The following is an 18,648-nucleotide window of genomic DNA, read 5'->3' on the forward strand; positions in this document are numbered from 1 at the left end:
CAGGTCTCAGACGGCCGACGCCGTACGGCGGACCGCGGCCAGCAGGCCGACGGCGGCCAGGGTGGAGATGGTGGCCGAGCCGCCGTAGGAGACGAACGGCAGCGGCAGCCCGGTGATCGGCAGCAGTCCGATCGTCATGCCGATGTTGACGAACGTCTGGAACGCCAGCCAGCAGACCACGCCGCCGGCCAGCACCGTCCCGAACGGCGAGGTGCTGCGCGCCGCGATCCACAGGCCGCGGTAGAGCAGCGCGAGCATCAGCAGCACGACGCACGCGGCCCCGATGAAGCCCAGCTCCTCACCGGCGACGGTGAAGATGAAGTCGGTGTGCTGCTCGGGCACGAAGTGCCCGGCCGTCTGCTCGCCGTGGAACAGGCCCTTGCCCAGCACGCCGCCCGAGCCGATCGCGATCCGCGCCTGCGTGGCGTTGTAGCCCACCCCGAGCGGGTCGGCGTCGGGGTCGGCCAGCACCATCAGCCGCTGAAGCTGGTAGGGGCGGATGAGCCCGAGCCGCCACACCAGGGCCACCCCCAGGCCGGCGACCGCCGCGAGCCCGGCGAGCCATCGGTGCGGCGCGCCCGACGCCACGATCATCCCGACCGCGACGGCGCCGAAGACGAGCGTCGTGCCGAAGTCGGGCTGGAGCATGATCAGGCCGATGGGGACGGCCGCGAGCCCCAGGGCGAGCAGCACGGCTCCCGGCCCGGGCCGCCGGTCGCCGTCCCGCAGTTCGCCGAGGGCCACGGCCAGCGCGAGCACCGTCCCCACCTTCGCGAACTCCGACGGCTGGAACTGCAGCCCCGAGCCGAGCACGATCCACGCGTGGGACCCGTTGACCGTACGGCCCAGCGGAGTGAGCACGGCGAGCAGCCCGGCGAGCCCGGCGAGGTACGGCACCGGCACGTACGCCCGCAGGATGCGCAGGTCGAACCGGGAGATCATCCACATGAGCGCGAACCCCAGGCAGACGCTGAGCGCCTGCCGCAGCAGCAGGGCCGAGCCCGGCTCGTTGCGGGTGGCCGACCACAGCAGCAGCAGGCCGACCGCGCACAGGGCGGCCGACGGGAGCACCAGCGCCCAGTCGGGGAACGCGACCGAGGCCCTCCGCCGGCCGGACAGCCGCACTGAAAGCGGGCGGAACGCCGTCAACGCCCACCGCCCGGCGGGGCCTTGCGGTGGGGCAGGTGGTAGATGCCCTCCCAGATCTCCCGCGCCGCCGGCGCCGCCGTGCTCGCGCCGGTCCCGCCCTGCGACACGACGACGACCACGACGTACTTGGGGTGCTTCGCGGGGGCGAAGGAGGCGAACCACGAGGTGTCCTGCCTGCCGTACGCCTCGGCCGTGCCGGTCTTGCCCGCCACGGCGAGCCTCTTGAACGGGAAGCCCTCGAAGGCGGCGGCCGCGGTGCCCTTCCTGGGGACGTCGGCGAGGGCGTCGCGGATGAAGCGCAGCGTCTTGCCGGGCACGCCGACGTGGCCCACCACGGGCGGGGTGATCGTTCGGACCTCGGTGCCGTCGGGCCGCACGACGGCCTTGCCGACGCGGGGGCTGAACACGGTGCCGCCGTTGGCGATCGCGGCGTAACCCCGGGCGAGCTGGAGCGGCGTCACCAGGACGTCGCCCTGCCCGATGGCGAAGTTGGCGGCGTCGCCGGCCCACCACACGCCGCCGTCGCGGCAGTTCCCCGCGGCCAGCGCCTTCAGGTACGCCGCCCTGCGGCGGTCGGCCAGCTCCGGATACCCGGTCTTGGCCCGGCGGCAGCTGTCCGCCTTCGTCCGCTCCCACGTGGCCCGCTTCCACGTGCGGTCCGGCACCCGGCCGGGCGACTCGTTGGGCAGGTCGATCCCGGTGGACGTCCCGAAGCCGAACCGGCCGGCCATGGCCTGCATCGGGTCCTTCGGCCGTTTGACCGGCTTCAGCCCGCCGTCGCGCCGCCACAGTTGTTCCGCGAACCGGTAGAAGATCGTGTCGCAGGAGACGACGAGGGCCCGGTGCATGTCCATCCGGCCGAGCGCGATCCCGTCGAAGTTGCGGAACGAGCGGCCGCTCACCTTGTACGAGCCGGGGCAGTCGTAGGACGCCTTCAGCCGGTAGCCCGCCTTCGCCGCGGCGGCCGTCGAGACGACCTTCCAGGTGGAGCCCGGCGCCCACTGCCCCAGGGCGGCCGACGAGACCAGCGGCAGCGTCTCGTAGTCGCTCTGCGAGATGCCGCCGGTCCACACGCTCGGGTCGTAGGTGGGCTGGTCGGCGAGCGCCACGACCCGCCCCGTCCGGGGATCGAGGACGACGACGGCCCCCGCGTCGGCGGGCTCACCCCGCTTGCGCGCCTTGGCGACGGCCCGCGCGAGCGCGCGCTCGGCCACCTGCTGGATCCGGCCGTCGACGCTGGTCACCAACGTGTCCCCGGGCTGGGCGTCGCGCTCGCGGACCACGCCGGTGACCTTGCCGGTGCTGTCCACGGCCACCTCGCGGACTCCGGCGCTGCCGGACAGCTCCCGGTCGTACTCCGCCTCCAGGCCGTCGCGCCCCACCAGCTCCCGTCCGGCACTCTCCGGGGTCTCCGGCTGGTCGGCGGGCGACGGCGGCTGGAGGTAGCCGAGCAGGTGGGCGGCGGCCGTGCCGAGCGGATAGGTCCTGACGGGCCGCAGCGCGGTGCTGACGCCGGGGAACTCCTCCTGCCGCTCCGCGATGGACAGCGCCGTCCGGACGCTCACGTCGTCGGCGACGGTGATCGGCTGGTACGGCGAGCCGGGCCAGCACGGGCGCGGCACGTCCTGGCCGCACAGCCGCGCCCTGTTCGCCACCTCGTCGTACGGTCTGCCCAGGGCCTCGGCCAGCCGGGCGAGGACGGCCCGGCCGCCGTCCGGCTGGTGGAGGAGGGCCATGTAGTCGACGGACACCTGCGGGCGGGTCTGGTTGGCCACCAGCGGTTCGCCGCCGGCGTCGAGGATCTGCCCCCGGACGGCCGGAAGGGCCACCACGCGCACCCGGGTCTGCGTGGCGGCCGCCGCGTACGCCGGGCCGGTGGTGACCTGCAGGAACCACAGGCGGCCGAGGAGGGTGAGCATGAGCGAGGTCACGACCACGGAGATGAGAGCCAGCCGTCCCCGGTGCGGGCTCCTACGCATGGCGGCCCCGGGCGTACGGCGAGCGGGCCGCCCCGGGCGGCACCCGCCCGAACGGCCGGCGCCGGCGGGGGACCAGCGAGGCCGCGACGGCGGCGAGGGGCACGGTCCACGCGAGCGCGCCGGGCATCCGGCCGAGGACCGACGCCCAGGAGTCGTCAGCCAGGACCCCGGCGAGCACCCCGTCGAGCAGCGTCGCGCCGAGTGCTCCCAGCGCGGCGGCCCCCGCGCGTGATCCAGCCGTCGCGTCGGCGGGAACGCGCGCGCACCACCAGCCGGCCAGGCACAGCACCAGGGCGAGGCGGCCGATGGAGTGGTCGGCGGGCGGGATGACGTCGGCCGCCAGCCCGGCGGCGAACCCCAGCACCGCGCCCGCCGTGGGCCGCAGCAGCGGCGCGAGCGCGACGAGCCCGGCCAGCACGAGGTCGGGGCCGCCTCCGGGCAGGCCCATGCGGTTCACCACCGCCACCTGGATCACCGGGAGGACGACGACGAGGAGCACCGCCAGGAGGGCGGTCCTCACCCGCCCCCGCCTCCGGGCAAGGGGGCCGAGCCGTCCGGGACGGGGCCTGGCCCGCCCAGCACGACCGTGACGAGGTCGAGGGCGGTGAAGCGGGCGTAGGGGCGCACGAGCGCGGTCGTGGTCAGCGCCCCCGGCGTCCGCTCCACCTCGACGACGCCGCCGATGGGCACGTCGGGCACGTACGGCCGCATGTTCTCCGAGCCCAAAGTGACGACGCGGTCGCCGACGTGGACCGCCGCGGTGGAGTTGAGCAGGCTCAGCCGCAGCAGGCCGCGCTCGGGCACGCCCGTCACCAGGCCGACCTCCCTGGAACCCTCCAGGCGGGCGCCGATCGACGCCGACGGCGCCGTGGCGAGCCGCACGGTGGCGGTCGCCGGCCCGGCCCGGACGACCCGGCCGACGAGCCCGTCGCCGTCGAACACGGTCATGTCGGCGGCCACCCCGCCGCCCGTGCCCACGTCGAGGGTGACCGTGTGATCCCGGCCGAAGCCGACGACGTGGGCGGCGACCACCTGGTAGGAGTCCGTGCCGGGCACCGGCCCGGCGGAACGCCGCGCGGCGAGCAGGGCGGCCCGCAGCCGGGCGTTCTCCCGTTCGAGGTCCTCCACCCGCGACTCCATCCGCGGCCCGTCCCCGGCCAACCGGGTGGCCGAGGACGCCGAGATCTCCAGCGGGCCGTACACCACGGATCCGAAGGCGCGCAGCGGGGGCAGATGGGTCCACCGGTCCGCCCCGATCAGCAGGGCGGAGGCCAGCACGAGCAGCGCGGGGACCCGGCGGCCTGCCTGCCTCATCGGCGGTTTTCCGGGAGGAACACATCCTGCATCGCCTCGAAGTCCTCCACGCACCGGCCCGCGCCGAGGACGACCGAGTGGAGCGGGCGGTCGACCAGGTGGATCGGCATGCCGATCGCCTCGCCGAGCCGGTCGGCGAGCCCGTCGAGCAGGGCGCCGCCTCCGGTCAGCACGATGCCGTTGTCGAGCAGGTCGCCGGCGAGCTCGGCCGGGCACTGGTCGAGCGTGGTCTGCACGGCGTCGACGATCGTCTGGACCTGGTCCTCGATCGCCTCCCTGACCTCGGCCTTGGTGATGGTCGCGGTCTTGGGCAGGCCCGTCACCAGGTCACGTCCCCTTATCGGGGTGGACGCGTCGCCGTCGCCGGGGCGCACGGTCCCCATCGTGATCTTGATGTGCTCGGCCGTACGCTCGCCGAGCAGCAGGGAGTGCTCCTTCTTGACGTAGTTGACGATCGCCTCGTCCAGTTCGTCGCCGCCCACCCGGACGGACTTGGACACGACCACCCCGCCCAGGGAGACGATCGCCACCTCCGTGGTGCCTCCGCCGACGTCGACGACCATGTTGCCCGTCGTGTCGCCCACGTTGAGGCCCGCGCCGATCGCGGCGGCCATCGGCTCCTCGATGATGTGCACCCGGCGGGCGCCCGCCTCGTACGCCGCCTCGCGGACCGCGCGCTGCTCCACGCTCGTGGTGCCGCTGGGCACGGCGACGACGACGCGGGGCTTGGCGAGATAGCGGCTGCGGTGCGCGAGCTGGATGAAGTGCCGCAGCATGCGCTCGGCGGCGTCCAGGTCGGCGATCACGCCGTCCTTGAGCGGGCGGAGCGTGACGATGTGGGGCGGGGTCCGCCCGATCATCTCCTTGGCGGCCGTCCCGACCGCGACGATCCTGTCGGTGTGCAGGTTGATCGCGACCACCGACGGCTCGTCGACGACGACGCCCTTCCTGCGGACGTACACGAGCGTGTTGGCCGTGCCGAGATCCACCGCGAGGTCCCGGCCCAGCCATCCCCACGGGAAACGCATCACCGACCAGCTTTCAGACAGGGGGAGCACCGCGTGGCCGCTGCCCGGGGCCCCCGCTCCTAAACGATCCGGGCCGCTAGGCGACGCTGAGATAGAGGTCCCTCGCCAGCTTGGTCACCCGTTTGGCCGAGTTCGTATAGGACGCGCCCGGAGGTTGGAGGGTGAGCACCACCATGATCAACCGGTCGCCGATCACGCCAGTAGTGTGGAGCACCGGACGACTGAAATCAACCGGAGCAACACCCTTTGGGGAGGTCTCCGTCTGCGACGATGCGGTTCCTGCGCCCGTGCAGCGGACCGGGGGGACCGATCCGAACCCCGACCATCCCTGCTTGACCGCCCACGGCCGGGGGACGGCGCGCGGGATGCCGAAGTGCTGGTCGAAGCCGTCGCTCGCGCACCGCCACGACTGGCGCAGGTTCCCGAGGACGAAGTCGCGGACCCGGGGCTCTGCGCGGCCGAGCAAATACCGGTAGACGAGCGCTATGTCGGCCGCGCTGATCGCCGTGTAGCCCCAGAAGCCGGGCTTGGCCGCCGGAGGCGGGCCGGTGTCGGCCAGCTTGAGGCGGCGCGCGACCCGCTGCACGATCTTCCCCTGGCCGCCGAGCCGCCACAGGGCGGTGGCCGCGTCGTCGTCGCTGCCCCGCAGCATGGGCGTGAGCAGGGCCAGGTGCCGGCGGGGGATCGGGCCCTTGTGCCGTTCCAGGTAGTCGAGCGCGATGAGGATCTTGACCACCGAGGCCGAGCGGAAGCGGTGGTGGGCCAGCCGGTGCGCGGTCACCTTGCCCGTGCGGGCGTCGACCACGACGTACCCCGCCGTCACACCCGCCGGGACCCGCACCGGTGACCGCCTCGCCTCCGCCTTCGCGGCGGTGGGCGAGCCGTGCCCCGTAGCGCCGGTGGTGGAGGGCCGTCCTCCGGCCGGCACGTGCTCACTCGCCGCAGGGGCGGAGGCGCGGCCGGTGGCGGCCGCCGAGCAGCCGGTCGCGAGCAGCGCGGCCACCAGTACGGCGACCGGCCCGGCCACGGGGAGACTCGCGGAGCGGGTCGAGTGGCGGGTCGAGGGGAGGGCGCGCCGGGGTCGCGTCATCCGACAAGTCCTACCAGATCGCTCGTACGGCCGTCCGGGATGCGGGGAAAACGGCTCAGCGGCCGTCGAGCAGCGGCCGGGCGGGGTCCCAGCGGGCGCCCGTCTCCGCGTCCGCCCGGCGGCGCGCGATCGCCGACAGCGCCTCGAGCACGACCCGGTTGCCGAGGTAGGCGGTGATGTCCGCGTGGTCGTACGGCGGGGCGACCTCCACGATCTCGACGCCGACCACGGGCAGCTCGTAACAGGTCCGCCGGACCGCGTCGAGAAGCTCGCGGGCGGACAGGCCGCCGGGCTCGGGCGTTCCGGTGCCGGGGGCGTGCCCGGGGTCGCACACGTCCACGTCCACCGACAGGTAGACGCCGTCGCAGTCGTCGAGCGCGATGCCGTACGCCTCGGTGAGGCATTCGGTGAGCCCTCTGGTCACGATCTCGGTCATCTCGTACGACCGCATGCGCTGCCCGGCCATCCAGTCGAGGGTGTCGGGCTCGGGCCAGTAGCCGCGCAGGCCGATCTGCAGGAACCGGTCGCCCCGGATCGCGCCCGACTCGATCAGCCGCCGCATGGGCTGGCCGTGGCCGTACAGGTGGCCGAACGCGATGTGCCCCGTGTCGGCGTGCGCGTCGAAGTGCAACATCGAGATCCGGCCGAAGCCGTGATGGCGGGCCACCCCGGTCGCGTCGGGAAGCGCCACCGTGTGGTCGCCGCCGAGGACGATGGGGATGGCCCCCGAGGCCGCGATGCGCGCGACCGCGTCCTCGATCGCGCGCAGGCTGCCCTCGATGTCCCCCGCGTACGTCTCGACGTCGCCGGCGTCCAGCACCCGCAGGTCGCGCAGGGCGTCGACCCGCAGGGCCAGGCTCGGCCGCGACCCGTCGTGCGGCAGGTAGCAGGTCTGGCGGATGGCGTTCGGCCCGAACCGCGCGCCGGGGCGGTGGGAGGTGCCCCCGTCGAACGGCGCCCCCACGATGACCACGTCGGCGCCTTCGTAGCTCGCCGGGTCGCCGAGGTCGCAGCGGTCGACGCCGAGGAATGTGATGTCGGGCCCGAACATCTGGCCGTAGCGGCTCAAGCGAACTCCTCGCGTCTGATCTGGGATGACATGCTATGACCTGGCAGGGACATCAGTGCCGCAGGTCCTCCAGGACGTTCAGCAGCCGGTCCACGTCCGGCCTGTGGTTGTAGTGGACCAGGCCCGCTCGTACGGCCGAGCCCTCGTCGCGGATGCCCAGCGCCCGCGTGAGCTCCCAGGCGTAGCAGTGCCCGTCCCACACGTTCACCCGGCCGGCGGCCAGGTGCTCGGCCACCTGGCGCGGGGTGTGCCCGGCCACGGTGAAGTACGCGGTGGCCGTACGGCGTGCGGGCGACCCGACCACGCTCACGTGCGGCAGCGACGACAACCCCTTGAGCAGATGGGCCAGCTCGGCCTGCTCATGCGCCTCCACCGCCGCCATCGAGGTCAGCAGCCGCTCCCGCCGGGAGCCGGTCGCGCCGGTGTCGAGGCCGGCGAGGTGGTCGACCGCCGCCGCCACACCCGCCAGGTCGGCGAAGGGCGCGGTGCCGGTCTCGAACCGGTCCGGCACCTCGTCGGAGGAGGAGGCGAGCTTGTCGGGCCGGAGTCGCTCCAGCAGCTCGGGGCGGCCGACCACGGCTCCGATGTGCGGGCCCGACCACTTGTAGGCGCTCGTCGCGTAGAGGTCGGCGCCGAACGCCGCCATGTCGATCGGCATGTGCGGCGTGGCGTGGACCCCGTCGACGTACGCCAGCGCGCCCACGGCCCGGGCCCGGTCGGTGATGCGGCGGACGTCCGGGATGGTCCCCAGGATGTTGCTCGCGGCGGTGACCGCGACAAGCCTCGTCCGTTCGGTCACGAGCTCCTCGTACTGCTCGGCGGGCAGCTCGCCGCTCGGCGTCTCGACCCGCGCCCACCGGATCAGCGCGCCCGCGCGTTCGGCCGCCTGCACCCACGGCCGCACGTTGGCGTCGTGGTCGAGCCGGGACACCACGATCTCGTCCCCCGGCCCCCAGTCCTTCGCCAGCGCGTACGCGAACCGGTAGGTCAGGGTGGTCATGTTCGGGCCGAGGACGACGCCGCCCGGGTCACCGCCGACCAGGTCGGCGACGGCCTCGCGGGCCCGCGTGACGATCGCGTCGGAGCGGGCGCTGGCGGGGAAGGCCCCGTGGGTGTTGCCGATGCCGGAGGTGTAGGCGGCGGCGATGGCGTCGATCACCGGCTGGGGCACCTGGGTGCCCGCGGCCGCGTCCAGCCAGGCGTATCCGTCGGAGAGGGCGGGGTAGAGCGCGCGGATGCGCTCGACGTCGAGGCTCATGTCTGGCAAGTGTCGTGCGGAGGCCGGGTCGAGGGAAGGGACGGAAGCCGTATTTCCCCCTTTTTTGCCGCATACCGCCCGGCGGAGCCTGTAGTGTCCGGCCAATGAAGGGACGAGCGGTACTGGTCACGGGAGCATCCAGGGGAATCGGACGGGCGATCGCGGTCGCCTTCGCCGCAGGGGGCGACCGGGTCGCCATCCACCACCGGGACTCCTCCGGCCTCGCTGAACGGCTCCGCGCCGAGCTGCCCGGCGAGGGCCATGCGGTGGTGCGGGCCGACGTGGCCGACCCCGCGGAGGCGTCCCGCATGGTCGACGAGGCGGCGGCGGCGCTCGGCGGCATCGACGTGCTGGTCAACAACGCGGGCGTCTTCCTCCCCCACCCCGTCACGGAGGTCTCGTACGAGGAGTGGCAGGCCACCTGGCGGCGGACCCTCGACGTCAACCTCGTCGGGCCGGCCAACATCATGTGGAGCGCGGTCCGGCACATGGGCCGCGGCGGCAGGATCGTCAACGTCTCCTCCCGCGGCGCCTTCCGCGGGGAGCCCGACAGTCCCGCGTACGGCGCCAGCAAGGCGGGGCTCAACGCCCTCGGCCAGTCGCTCGCCGTCGCCCTGGCCCCGCTGGGCATCGCCGTGGGCACCGTGGCGCCCGGCTTCGTCGAGACGGACATGACGAACGAGCACCTCAAGGCGCCGAGGGGCGACGCGATCCGCGCGCAGAGCCCCTTCGGGAGGGTCGCGCGGGCCGAGGAGATCGCGGCCGCCGTGCTCTACCTGGCGTCCCCCGGCGCCGAGTGGGCCAGCGGCACCGTCATCGACCTCAACGGCGCCTCCTACCTGCGCACCTGACCGCGCCGCGGATGGAAGCCGCCGGAACCGTGCGGGTCACCCTCTGAGGGGGAGCGCCAGGGTCAGCCGAGTGCCGCGCTCGGTCGGGATCAGGGCGGCGGTTCCGCCGTGGGCGGTGGCGATCTGGCGGACGATGGCGAGACCGAGCCCCGAGCCGGGCAGGGAACGGGCGGCGGCCGAACGGTAGAACCGGTCGAAGACGTACGGCGCGTCGGCGCCCGCGATGCCGGGGCCCTCGTCGGTCACGGTGACGCTTCCTTCGCGGACGCGGACGTGGACCACGCCTCCAGGGGGGCTCCATTTGACCGCGTTGTCGAGCAGGTTGCCGATGGCCCGCTCCAGGGCGTCGGGATCGCCGTGGACCAGGGTCGCCTCGCTGTCGACCTCGAACCGCAGCGCGGGAGCCGACGAGGAGGCGCGCTCAACGACATGGACGGCGAGCAGGTCGAGCCGGACGTCCTCCGAGTGCGCGGACGAGCCGTACCGCGCCAGGTCGAGCAGGCCGCCGATGAGGACGGCGAGCCGGCGGGCCTGCTCACGGGCGGCGCCGAGCAGCTCGGGGGCCGCCGGGTCGGCCAGGCCCCGCCCGTCCGCCAGCAGGTCCAGATCGGTGGTCAGGCTGGTCAGCGGCGTCCGCAACTCGTGTGAGGCGTCGGCGACCAGGCGCTGCTGGGCGGTGACCGAGCCCTCCAGCTCCGCCATCATCGCGTTGAACGCGCCGGCGAGCCGGGCGATTTCGTCGCCGCCCCGGGCGGTGATCCGGGCGGAGAGCTCCTGGGTCGCGGTGACGTGCTCGATCGTCTCCGTCAGCCGCGCCACCGGGCGCAGCACCCGGCCCGCCGCCAGCCGTGCCACGACGACCGCCAGCACGCCGCCGGCCGCCGTCAGCGCGATCAGCAGGGCCCGCAGTCTCTCCAGGGGCACCGTGGCGTCCGACTGCGGGCGGATGACGCGTACGAGCGCGCCCTCGGCCTGGGCGACCGGCGCGGTGTAGACGCGATAACCGACTCCCCCGAAGGTGACGTTCTGGAAGTACGGCCGGTCGAGGAGGCGGGCGACGTCCCCGTCCCGCTCGCCGACCGGGACGAACGCGTCCGTCGGCCCCGGACGGACCGGCGGAGGGACGAACTGGAGGGTCACGCTCCCCACGCTTATCAGCCCGGTCGCCCCCGCGGGACCGGAGCCCTGGCTGGCGATCTTCTGCTTCGCCCGGTCGAGGATCTTCGGTGAATCCGTGGCGGTCTGGACGAGTGACAGGTCGATCTGGTCCTGGAGCCTGCCGCCGATCATGGGATACAGGATGAGCGAGGCGATCAGCAGCGCGCAGAACACGACGGCGCCGCCCGCCAGCCCGATGCGCGTCCGCAGGCTCACGGCTCCTCCCGCAGGACGTACCCGATGCCGCGCACGGTCTGGATGAGCCGCGGCGCGCCCCCTTCCTCCAGCTTCGCGCGCAGGTAGCTGAGATGGACCCAGAGGGCCGTGGAGCCGCCGGTGCCGTCGTACCCCCAGACCGACTCGTAGATCATCTCCCGGGTGAGCACCCGGCGCGGGTTGCGCAGGAACAGTTCGAGGAGCGACAGCTCCGTGCGGGTCATCGCGAGGATCCGGCCGCCACGGGAAGCGCGCCGCTCGGTCGTGTCCAGCGACACGCCGGCGAACTCCAGCACCTCGCGCGTCGCCCCGCTCCGCCGTAGCAGCGCGCGTATCCGCGCCCGCAGCTCCTCGAGCGCGAACGGCTTGACCAGGTAGTCGTCGGCCCCGGCGTCCAGGCCCGCGACCCGGTCGATGACCAGGTCGCGGGCCGTGAGCATGAGAATCGGGGTGTCGTCGCCGCGCCGCCTGAGCCGCTTGCAGACCTCCAGGCCGTTCGGTTCAGGCATGAGGACGTCCAACACGATCGCGTCGTGCCGTACCCGGGACAGGTGGTCCAGCGCGGACAGCCCGTCGGACGCCTCGGTGATCGAGTATCCGTCCCTGCGCAGCGCATGAGAGAGCGACCGCCGGACCGCGTCGTCGTCGTCGACGACCAGAACTCTCATGACCCCCAGCTCAGCCCATCTTCTTCAGCGTGTCCACGGCCGCCGCCAGCTCACGTGCGGTCTTGCCCACGCTCGCGGCGATCGCGATGAAGGCCGGGTCGGCCGGGCTGAGACTGCCACCGCCCTCGGCCGCCAGCGCCTCCAGCTCGTGGCCGACCCGGTGCGCCTGCTCGCCGCCGATTCCCAGCTCGGAGGCGAGCACGCCGATCCTCTCCTCGGTGAAGAACGTCTGCCCGGCGTCGGGGTCGCTCTGCTTGGCGGGCTCTTGCTTGGCCGGGACGTGATGTCCGGCGGCCGGGCCGGACGGGGCCGCCGAGGTGGCGAACGCGATGCCGGACCCGCCGGCGATCACCGTCGCCGCCGCCCCCGCGGCGAGCAGCCAGGTCTTGGTGCGCATGTGGTCTCCTTGTTCGTAGTGGCGATGAGCCAAGGAGACCGCCCGGAGTTTCAGCGGCCCGTCGCCCGGCCTTCAGATCCCCTTAAACCCCGACCGGCTCGCCGTACGTCCGCGGTGGCCTGGCTTCAGCGGCGGGCCTCGCGCGGGTCGCCGTCCAGGGCGGCGGCGACGCCCGTGGAGGCGGCCACGTGGTGGATGAGGAACGGGTCGAGCAGACCGGGGGAGCCCTCGGACGCCAGGCGCAGGGCCTCGGTCAGCGTGACGTCCGGCACGGCGTAGCCCTGGCGGCCGGCCGCTGTGGTCGCCGTGAGGGTCACCAGCCCGGCGCGGCGCTGGAAGAACGACCGCTCCACGTTCCAGCCGATGACGCCGTCGCACCGCAGGGCGACGCGCCGGCGGACCATGGATCCCCAGCGGGTGACGAGGTATCCCGACGCCAGCGTGTGTCCGAGGCTCCGGTAGCGATCCGCCGCCATCAGGGCCGTGGCCGGGAGCAGGACGAGGGCCGTCACCCCTACCCACGCGGCCAGGCCGGCCCACGCGTCCAGCGCGAGCAGCGCCGCGACGAGCAGCGCGTGCACCCCGAGGGCGCGGGTGAACCGGCGGCGCAGGGCCACAGGACCGTGTTGCGTCAGGGGAGCCGTGATGGGCGACGGCCCGGAGGTGTGGCCGAGGACGAGATCAGCCACCGCCAGCGCCCGCGCCCGGGGGGCGGGCGGCAGCAGCATGGACCCGCCGCGCTGCGCGCCCCGGCCGACCCGCAGGCCCGTGGTCACCGCGATCAGGCGGGCGCCGCGCGCCGCGCGCAGCAACAGCGGCTCGCTCACCTCGACACCGCGCAGCCGCCGCTCCTCGATCGTGGTCGCCCTGGTGGTGACGAGGCCGCGGGTGACGTGCAGAGTCCCCCCGGTGTGGCGGGTCAGCCGGAAGCCCCAGAACGCCAGGACGTAGCCGCACGTCGAGGCGACCGCCACGAAGACGGCCAGGACCAGCATGATCAGCACGATCTCCACCGGGAGCGACAGCCCGGTGAACCACTGCCAGCCGTCCCTGAGCGACTCGACCCGGTTCAGGTCGACGTTGCCCTCGGAGGTCAGCCGGCCCAGGAATCCGGCGATCACGCCGGCTGTGATCAGTCCCGACATCGTGAACGGCCCGTACTTGACCCACCCGGGACTCAACGCGGCCAGGACGGTCTCGGGGGTGCCGGTTTCCTGAGCCGTCACGGGAGCCGTCTCCGTGGAGGCGCCCGGAACGGCCTGGGGGTTCGCGGGGTTCACGCGGTTCGCTTGGTTCGCGCGGTGCAGGAGGTCTTCCCGCAGCGCGGCCGCCTCGGGCGCGGAGAGCGCGTCGAGCTTGAGCTCGCCGCCGCCCTTGCGGTCCGACCGGCCCGTCCCGACCTCGACCCGGGCCAGCCCCAGCAAGCGGTGCAGGATGTTCGACGTCACGTCCACGGTCCTGACCCGGTCGCGGGGGACGGTCAGCACCTTCCGGTTCAGCAGGCCCTTGCGCACCTGCACGTGCTCCGCGGTGATCCGGTACGTGGTGGTGAACCAGCGCAGGGTTCCCAGCGCCACCATGACGCCGACGGCCGCGAGGTTCCACCAGTGGCTGTGGCCGCTGTTCGATCCCGCGAACACCAGGCCGAGCAGCGCGGGGGCGGCCCGCACGATCTCCTGGAACGGGTGGATGACCAGCATCCGCGGGCTGAGCCGCCGCCACTTCTCCTCGGGGGCGGGGCCGTTCATCCCGGCAGGGCCGTTCATGTCGGCGGCGGTGCTCATGTGGCGTCACCCGCCGTCGCCTGGGCGGTGGCGGTAAGGTCGGCGACGAGGCGCTGAGCGGTGTCCCGGTCGAGGCCGCTGACCCGCAGCGGCCCGGCGGCGGAGGCGGTGGTCACGGTGACGTTGGCCAGCCGGAACAACTGCTCCAGCGGCCCGCGCTCGGTGTCCACCGTCTGGATGCGGGAGACCGGGGCGATGCGCCATTCCTGCTTGAACCAGCCCGACTGGGTGAAGACCGCCATGGGGGTGGCCTCCCAGCGGTGGACGCGGTAGCGCCACTGCGGCATGACCGTGACGTGTGCCAGGGCCACGACGGCGGTGACGGCGAGGCCCGCGTAATGGGCGGGCCGCTGATTTTCGTCGCCGATCAGCCAGAGCACCTGTGCGCCGATGACGATCAGCCAGCCGAGGGCGGCGCGTGCCGTCCAGTACCAGATCGCGGTACGGCTGACACGGTGCAGGGGAGGGCGGAGGGTTGTGGTGTCCACGCCCCATACTTTGCCTTAACGACGCGGACACCACGCAGTGCAGCCGATCCTGTCTCTCACAGGACGAATGTCACTACCCGCCCCGGGATGCCGTGTCACGCCAGCTGGTGCTCCTGAGAGCTGAGCGGAGCGGCGATGTCCTCCAGCGAGCGGCGCGCCGCCTCCACGCCCATGAACCACTGCACGGCGCCGGCGCCGATCATCAGGGCCGCTCCGATGACGTAGCCGATCGCCACGTTGCTCGCGGTCTCGCTCTCGACCAGCCGGCCGAACAGCACCGGCCCGATGATGCCGCCGAGCCCGGTGCCCACGGCGTAGAACAGCGCGATGGCCAGCGCCCTGGTCTCCATCGGGAAGATCTCCGACACGGTCAGGTAGGCGGAGCTCGCCCCGGCGGAGGCGAAGAAGAAGACCACCATCCAGCAGGCGGTCAGCGTCCCGGCGGACAGCACTCCGGCGTTGAACAGCGCGGCCGTGCCGAGCAGCAGGACGCCGGAAAGGGCGTAGCAGCCGGCGATCAGCACCCGGCGGCCGATGGTGTCGAAGAACCTGCCGAGCAGCACCGGGCCGAGGAAGTTCCCGATCGCGATCGGGATCAGGTACCACGGGGTGGTCCCGTCCGGGACCTTGAAGAACGTCGAGAGCACCAGCGCGTACGTGAAGTAGATCGAGTTGTACAGGAACGCCTGCCCGATGAACAGCGCCAGGCCCACGACGGTCCGCTTCGGGTAGCGGCGCAGCAGGGTGGTCGCGACCTCGCCGAGCGGAGTGTGGTCCCGCTGGGTGATCCTGATCTCGCCCGAGGCCGGCTCCAGGTCCTTCCCCGTCTCCTCGCGGACCTCCCTCTCGATGCCGCTCACGATCTCCTCGGCCTCACGTTCGCGGCCGTGGATGAACAGCCATCGGGGACTCTCCGGCACCATGCGCCTGACCAGCAGGATGCCGATGCCGAGGATCGCGCCGAGCCCGAACAGCAGGCGCCAGCCGAGGTCGGGCGACACGAGGTCGCCGTTGAGCGCCGGGATCGCGACCAGGGCGCCGATCGCGGTGCCCAGCCAGAACGAGCCGTTCACGACCAGGTCGACCGTGCCGCGCACCCTCGCGGGGATCAGCTCGTCGATCGCCGAGTTGATCGCGGCGTACTCGCCGCCGACGCCGGCGCCGGTGAAGAACCGGCACAGGAAGAAGTACCACGCCTCGTGGGAGAAGGCGGTGGCCACGGTCGCGACGAGATAGACGGCGAGCGTCACCAGGAAGAGCTTCTTGCGCCCGAACCTGTCGGTGAGATGGCCGAAGAGGAGGGCTCCGAGGCAGGCGCCCGCGACGTAGATCCCGGCGGCGAGGCCGACCTGGCTGTCGGTCAGCCCGAGGCCGCTGTCCGGATCGGTGATCCTGGGGCCGATGACTCCGACGATGGTGACCTCGAGCCCGTCGAGGATCCATACGGTGCCGAGGCCGATGAGCACCATCCAGTGCCAGCGTGCCCAGGGGAGCCGGTCCAGCCGTGCGGGTATGTCAGTACTTATCTGCGCCATCTCGTCCCCTTCTTCGGAACTATGGCGCCCGTCTACCCCGCAATCGGCGCAAGATGCCTCTGTGAGCCTGAGCTCAGGCGTCCTTGCTGTGAGTGGCCCGGCTGTGAGTGGCCCCGCTGTGAGTGGCCCGGCTGCGAGGGTCGGCTGTGGGTTCAGCGCTCCGCGTGGTCCTCAGCCCTGGCCGCCAGGCCTGCGCCCGGTTCGTCGCAGGACGGGTCGGCCTTGGGCGGCCCCGCGTCACGGCCGAGCTCGAACCACACGCACACGCCGGTCCGGCTCGCCGTCACCCCCCAGCGGCGGGTGAAAAGGCTGACCAGATGCACCCCCCGCCCCGGTGTCAGAGTGGGGGAGGTCCAGCAGCCGCACGCGCGGGTCGACAGCGTCACCCGTGCGGCGACCGGCGTGGCCCTCACGGCCACCGCGTACCCGGGGTCGCTGCCGCAGGCCGAGGAGTGCCGCAGCGACTCGGCGACCAGCTCGCCGATCAGCTGGACCGCGTCGTCCAGGCAGGGGTGGCCGTCACTCAGGTGGCGGGCGACGAACCTTCTCGCCTCACCGGCCTCCCAGGGGGCTCCCGAGAAGGGGCGCGAGATCGCGATTCTCCCCGAGAGGTTGAGAATTGTCATCCTGCGATAACTCCCTGTGCACCCGCCTGCGGATGGCGAATCGAGGCCCGTGTAAGACTGCATTCATCCTGCACGCCGGAATTCGGTCATGCAATACGGCGAATGCACGAGTGCAAAGTTTACTTTTCGTAAGGGGTTGTCATCTTATGCGGGTAGGACGCGGCCCGACGGTCCGGCTCCGCCGGCTCGCCGCCGAGCTGACGCGCCTGCGCCGGGAGTCGGGCCGCTCCCGGGAGGAGGTGGCGCGGCGCCTGGGCGTGGCCACCTCCACCGTCTACCGCATCGAGAGCGGGCACAGCCGGCCGCAGGGCCGGACCATGCGTGACCTGCTCGACCTCTACGACATCGGCGGATCCGAGCGGGAGGCGCTCCTCGCGCTCGCCCGTGACGCCGGGCGGCGCGGCTGGTGGCACGCCTACGGCGACGTCCTCCCCGGGCCGTACGTCGGGCTGGAGGCGGAGGCGGCCTCGGTCCGCAACTATGAGCCCCTGCTGGTGCCGGGGCTGCTGGAGACCGAGGCGTACGCCCGCGCCGTCGTGGGCGCCGCCCTGGTGAAGGATCCAGCGGAGATCGAGCGGCGCATCGCGGCCCGGATGGAGCGCCAGCGCCGTCTCACGGGGCCGGACGCCCTGGAGCTGTGGGTGGTCCTCGACGAGGCGGCCCTGCGGCGGCCGGTCGGCGGCCCGCCCGTCATGGCGGAGCAACTGCGCCGGCTCCAGGAGGTGGCGGTGCTGCCGAACGTCACCGTCCAGGTGCTTCCGTTCGACACCGGCGCCTACCTCGGCATGGGCAACCCGCTGGCCATTCTCGCCTTTCCCGATCCGGAGGACTCCGAAGTGGTGTTCCTGGAGAACATGGGCGGCGAGCTCTACCTGGAGAGCGCGGAGCAGGTCCACGCGTACGTCCAGGTCTTCGATCACCTCCGCGCCGCCGCGCTCGGCCCGGAGGGCTCCCTGGAGAAGATCAGATCCGTCGAGAAGGAGATCGCAGGACGATGAGGGGAATCGAACCCGCGAACGACCTGGCCGGGGCCGTGTGGCACAAGGCGGCCCGCTCGAACACAGTAGGCAACCAGTGCGTGGAGGTCGCCCTCCTGCATGACGGCATCGCCGTACGCGACTCGAAGAACCCGGACGGCCCGAAGCTGATGTTCACCTCCACCGAGTGGGAGGCCTTCCTCGACGGTGTCAAAGAGGGCGAGTTCGATTTATAGACATCGCGATCTTATGGATTTATCTGCGCCGAATCTGGTCATATCGGTTGGATCGTTCGTCGTGACGTAACAAAAGAGCTGCTGTCCGGGCGATCACCATGTCGGTGGAGCGGATCGTCGGTGCGTGGCAGTCGGTGCGTGGCAGTCGGTGTGTGGCAGGCCCATGGTCTGGCCCTCAACACGTCTGTGCTGTTGGGCGATGGCTGTGGCAGTCGCCGGCTCGCCTTGCGTCCGCGGGCTTTCCAGCAGGTTCTCGGTTCGGGGCGACCAGGGCACGCCGAGCAGGCCGACGTGCCCTGGTAGGGCATGTGCACGGTCGACGCCCCGGTGTCGCGGGTGCCGCAGGCGGGCCGTCGCGGTCACCGGCGTCTCCCTTGCCGTGTCCACTTCTGGCGTCTGCCGTGCCGCGTCGAATTCCGGCGTTTGCCGCGCCCCGTTCGCGTTCGCCTCTTGCGCCGCCGCGTCCGTGTCCGCTTCGGCGTCCGCCATGCTGCTTCGACGCTCCCGCTGTCGGCAGCGGCAAGGGGCGACCGTTGCCGTTCGGCGCGCACGGGGGCGGGTTGTGTCCCGCCACCGGCTCGTCAGCGGCTTGTTGCCCGCGTCCGCGGCAGACCCGGCTGGCAGGGGCGGGTTCTGGCTGGTGGTCATCGTGTGCTGGTTCATCGTTTGTGGTGGTGGCGTTTGGGGTGGTGGCGTTTGGGGTGGTGGAGGAGGGTCCAGGTGCCGTCGTGGTTGCGGTGGGTGGTGTAGCGGTGGGGGTGGTGGAATTTGTCGCGGTTGTGGTGGGTGCAGGCGGGGGCGAGGAGGTCGAGGTCGGTGGTGCCG

At 72.7% G+C, this 18,648-nt stretch carries 18 protein-coding genes; 3 read left to right on the forward strand and 15 right to left on the reverse strand.

Annotated features, from left to right (window positions below):
- Nucleotides 1–6: 6 nt before the first annotated feature.
- The 8 genes from rodA to AB0B72_RS02325 all read right to left on the reverse strand — a co-directional run bounded on the left by rodA (nt 7) and on the right by AB0B72_RS02325 (nt 8,887).
- Nucleotides 7–1,149, reverse strand: coding sequence for a rod shape-determining protein RodA (gene rodA / locus AB0B72_RS02290; protein WP_367736448.1), 1,143 nt, complete (start codon nt 1,147–1,149; stop codon nt 7–9).
- On the reverse strand, nt 1,146–3,128 hold the full coding sequence (gene mrdA / locus AB0B72_RS02295; RefSeq protein ID WP_367736449.1) for a penicillin-binding protein 2: 1,983 nt from the start codon (nt 3,126–3,128) through the stop codon (nt 1,146–1,148). The genes rodA and mrdA overlap by 4 nt, the downstream gene beginning before the upstream one ends.
- On the reverse strand, nt 3,121–3,648 hold the full coding sequence (locus AB0B72_RS02300; protein WP_367736450.1) for a rod shape-determining protein MreD: 528 nt from the start codon (nt 3,646–3,648) through the stop codon (nt 3,121–3,123). The genes mrdA and AB0B72_RS02300 overlap by 8 nt, the downstream gene beginning before the upstream one ends.
- Nucleotides 3,645–4,442, reverse strand: coding sequence for a rod shape-determining protein MreC (gene mreC, locus AB0B72_RS02305; protein WP_367736451.1), 798 nt, complete (start codon nt 4,440–4,442; stop codon nt 3,645–3,647). Before mreC ends, AB0B72_RS02300 begins: the two co-directional genes overlap by 4 nt.
- Nucleotides 4,439–5,470: a rod shape-determining protein gene (locus AB0B72_RS02310; protein WP_367736452.1), complete on the reverse strand. Its 1,032-nt coding sequence runs from the start codon at nt 5,468–5,470 to the stop codon at nt 4,439–4,441. Before AB0B72_RS02310 ends, mreC begins: the two co-directional genes overlap by 4 nt.
- Before the next feature lie 76 nt (nt 5,471–5,546).
- Complete coding sequence (locus AB0B72_RS02315) at nt 5,547–6,560, reverse strand: hypothetical protein (RefSeq protein WP_367736453.1); 1,014 nt, start codon at nt 6,558–6,560, stop codon at nt 5,547–5,549.
- 55 nt (nt 6,561–6,615) lie between these two features.
- On the reverse strand, nt 6,616–7,629 hold the full coding sequence (gene speB, locus AB0B72_RS02320; RefSeq protein WP_367736454.1) for an agmatinase: 1,014 nt from the start codon (nt 7,627–7,629) through the stop codon (nt 6,616–6,618).
- 52 nt (nt 7,630–7,681) lie between these two features.
- Entirely contained in the window at nt 7,682–8,887 is a 1,206-nt protein-coding gene (locus AB0B72_RS02325; protein WP_367736455.1) for a cysteine desulfurase-like protein, read from the reverse strand.
- 104 nt (nt 8,888–8,991) lie between these two features.
- Between AB0B72_RS02325 and AB0B72_RS02330 the strand changes: the two genes are divergently transcribed.
- Complete coding sequence (locus tag AB0B72_RS02330) at nt 8,992–9,738, forward strand: SDR family NAD(P)-dependent oxidoreductase (protein WP_367736456.1); 747 nt, start codon at nt 8,992–8,994, stop codon at nt 9,736–9,738.
- 36 nt (nt 9,739–9,774) lie between these two features.
- Here the strand turns inward: AB0B72_RS02330 and AB0B72_RS02335 are convergent, their stop codons facing one another.
- From AB0B72_RS02335 to AB0B72_RS02365, 7 genes are all read right to left on the reverse strand, one after another.
- Complete coding sequence (locus AB0B72_RS02335) at nt 9,775–11,112, reverse strand: sensor histidine kinase (protein WP_367736457.1); 1,338 nt, start codon at nt 11,110–11,112, stop codon at nt 9,775–9,777.
- Nucleotides 11,109–11,780 (reverse strand): response regulator transcription factor, encoded by a 672-nt coding sequence (locus tag AB0B72_RS02340; RefSeq protein ID WP_367736458.1) that lies wholly within the window; start codon nt 11,778–11,780, stop codon nt 11,109–11,111. The genes AB0B72_RS02335 and AB0B72_RS02340 overlap by 4 nt, the downstream gene beginning before the upstream one ends.
- Before the next feature lie 10 nt (nt 11,781–11,790).
- Nucleotides 11,791–12,177, reverse strand: coding sequence for a hypothetical protein (locus AB0B72_RS02345; protein ID WP_367736459.1), 387 nt, complete (start codon nt 12,175–12,177; stop codon nt 11,791–11,793).
- 125 nt (nt 12,178–12,302) lie between these two features.
- Nucleotides 12,303–13,961 carry a PH domain-containing protein gene (locus AB0B72_RS02350; protein ID WP_367736460.1) on the reverse strand — a complete coding sequence of 553 codons (1,659 nt, stop codon included), beginning with the start codon at nt 13,959–13,961 and terminating at the stop codon, nt 12,303–12,305.
- A complete protein-coding gene (locus AB0B72_RS02355) occupies nt 13,958–14,449 on the reverse strand; it encodes a PH domain-containing protein (protein ID WP_367736461.1) in 492 nt (163 codons plus the stop codon). Before AB0B72_RS02355 ends, AB0B72_RS02350 begins: the two co-directional genes overlap by 4 nt.
- A gap of 95 nt (nt 14,450–14,544) precedes the next feature.
- The gene (locus AB0B72_RS02360; RefSeq protein WP_367736462.1) at nt 14,545–15,984 is read right to left on the reverse strand and encodes an MFS transporter; all 1,440 of its coding nucleotides are present in this window, start codon (nt 15,982–15,984) and stop codon (nt 14,545–14,547) included.
- A 152-nt stretch (nt 15,985–16,136) separates the two neighbouring features.
- On the reverse strand, nt 16,137–16,610 hold the full coding sequence (locus AB0B72_RS02365) for an ATP-binding protein (RefSeq protein ID WP_367736463.1): 474 nt from the start codon (nt 16,608–16,610) through the stop codon (nt 16,137–16,139).
- Between the two features lie 146 nt (nt 16,611–16,756).
- Between AB0B72_RS02365 and AB0B72_RS02370 the strand changes: the two genes are divergently transcribed.
- Nucleotides 16,757–17,608 carry a helix-turn-helix domain-containing protein gene (locus AB0B72_RS02370; protein WP_367736464.1) on the forward strand — a complete coding sequence of 284 codons (852 nt, stop codon included), beginning with the start codon at nt 16,757–16,759 and terminating at the stop codon, nt 17,606–17,608.
- Nucleotides 17,605–17,823 carry a DUF397 domain-containing protein gene (locus tag AB0B72_RS02375; RefSeq protein WP_367736465.1) on the forward strand — a complete coding sequence of 73 codons (219 nt, stop codon included), beginning with the start codon at nt 17,605–17,607 and terminating at the stop codon, nt 17,821–17,823. The genes AB0B72_RS02370 and AB0B72_RS02375 overlap by 4 nt, the downstream gene beginning before the upstream one ends.
- Nucleotides 17,824–18,648: the final 825 nt, after the last annotated feature.

This window comes from Microbispora sp. NPDC049125 (genome assembly GCF_040802045.1).
Classification (GTDB): Bacteria; Actinomycetota; Actinomycetes; order Streptosporangiales; family Streptosporangiaceae; genus Microbispora.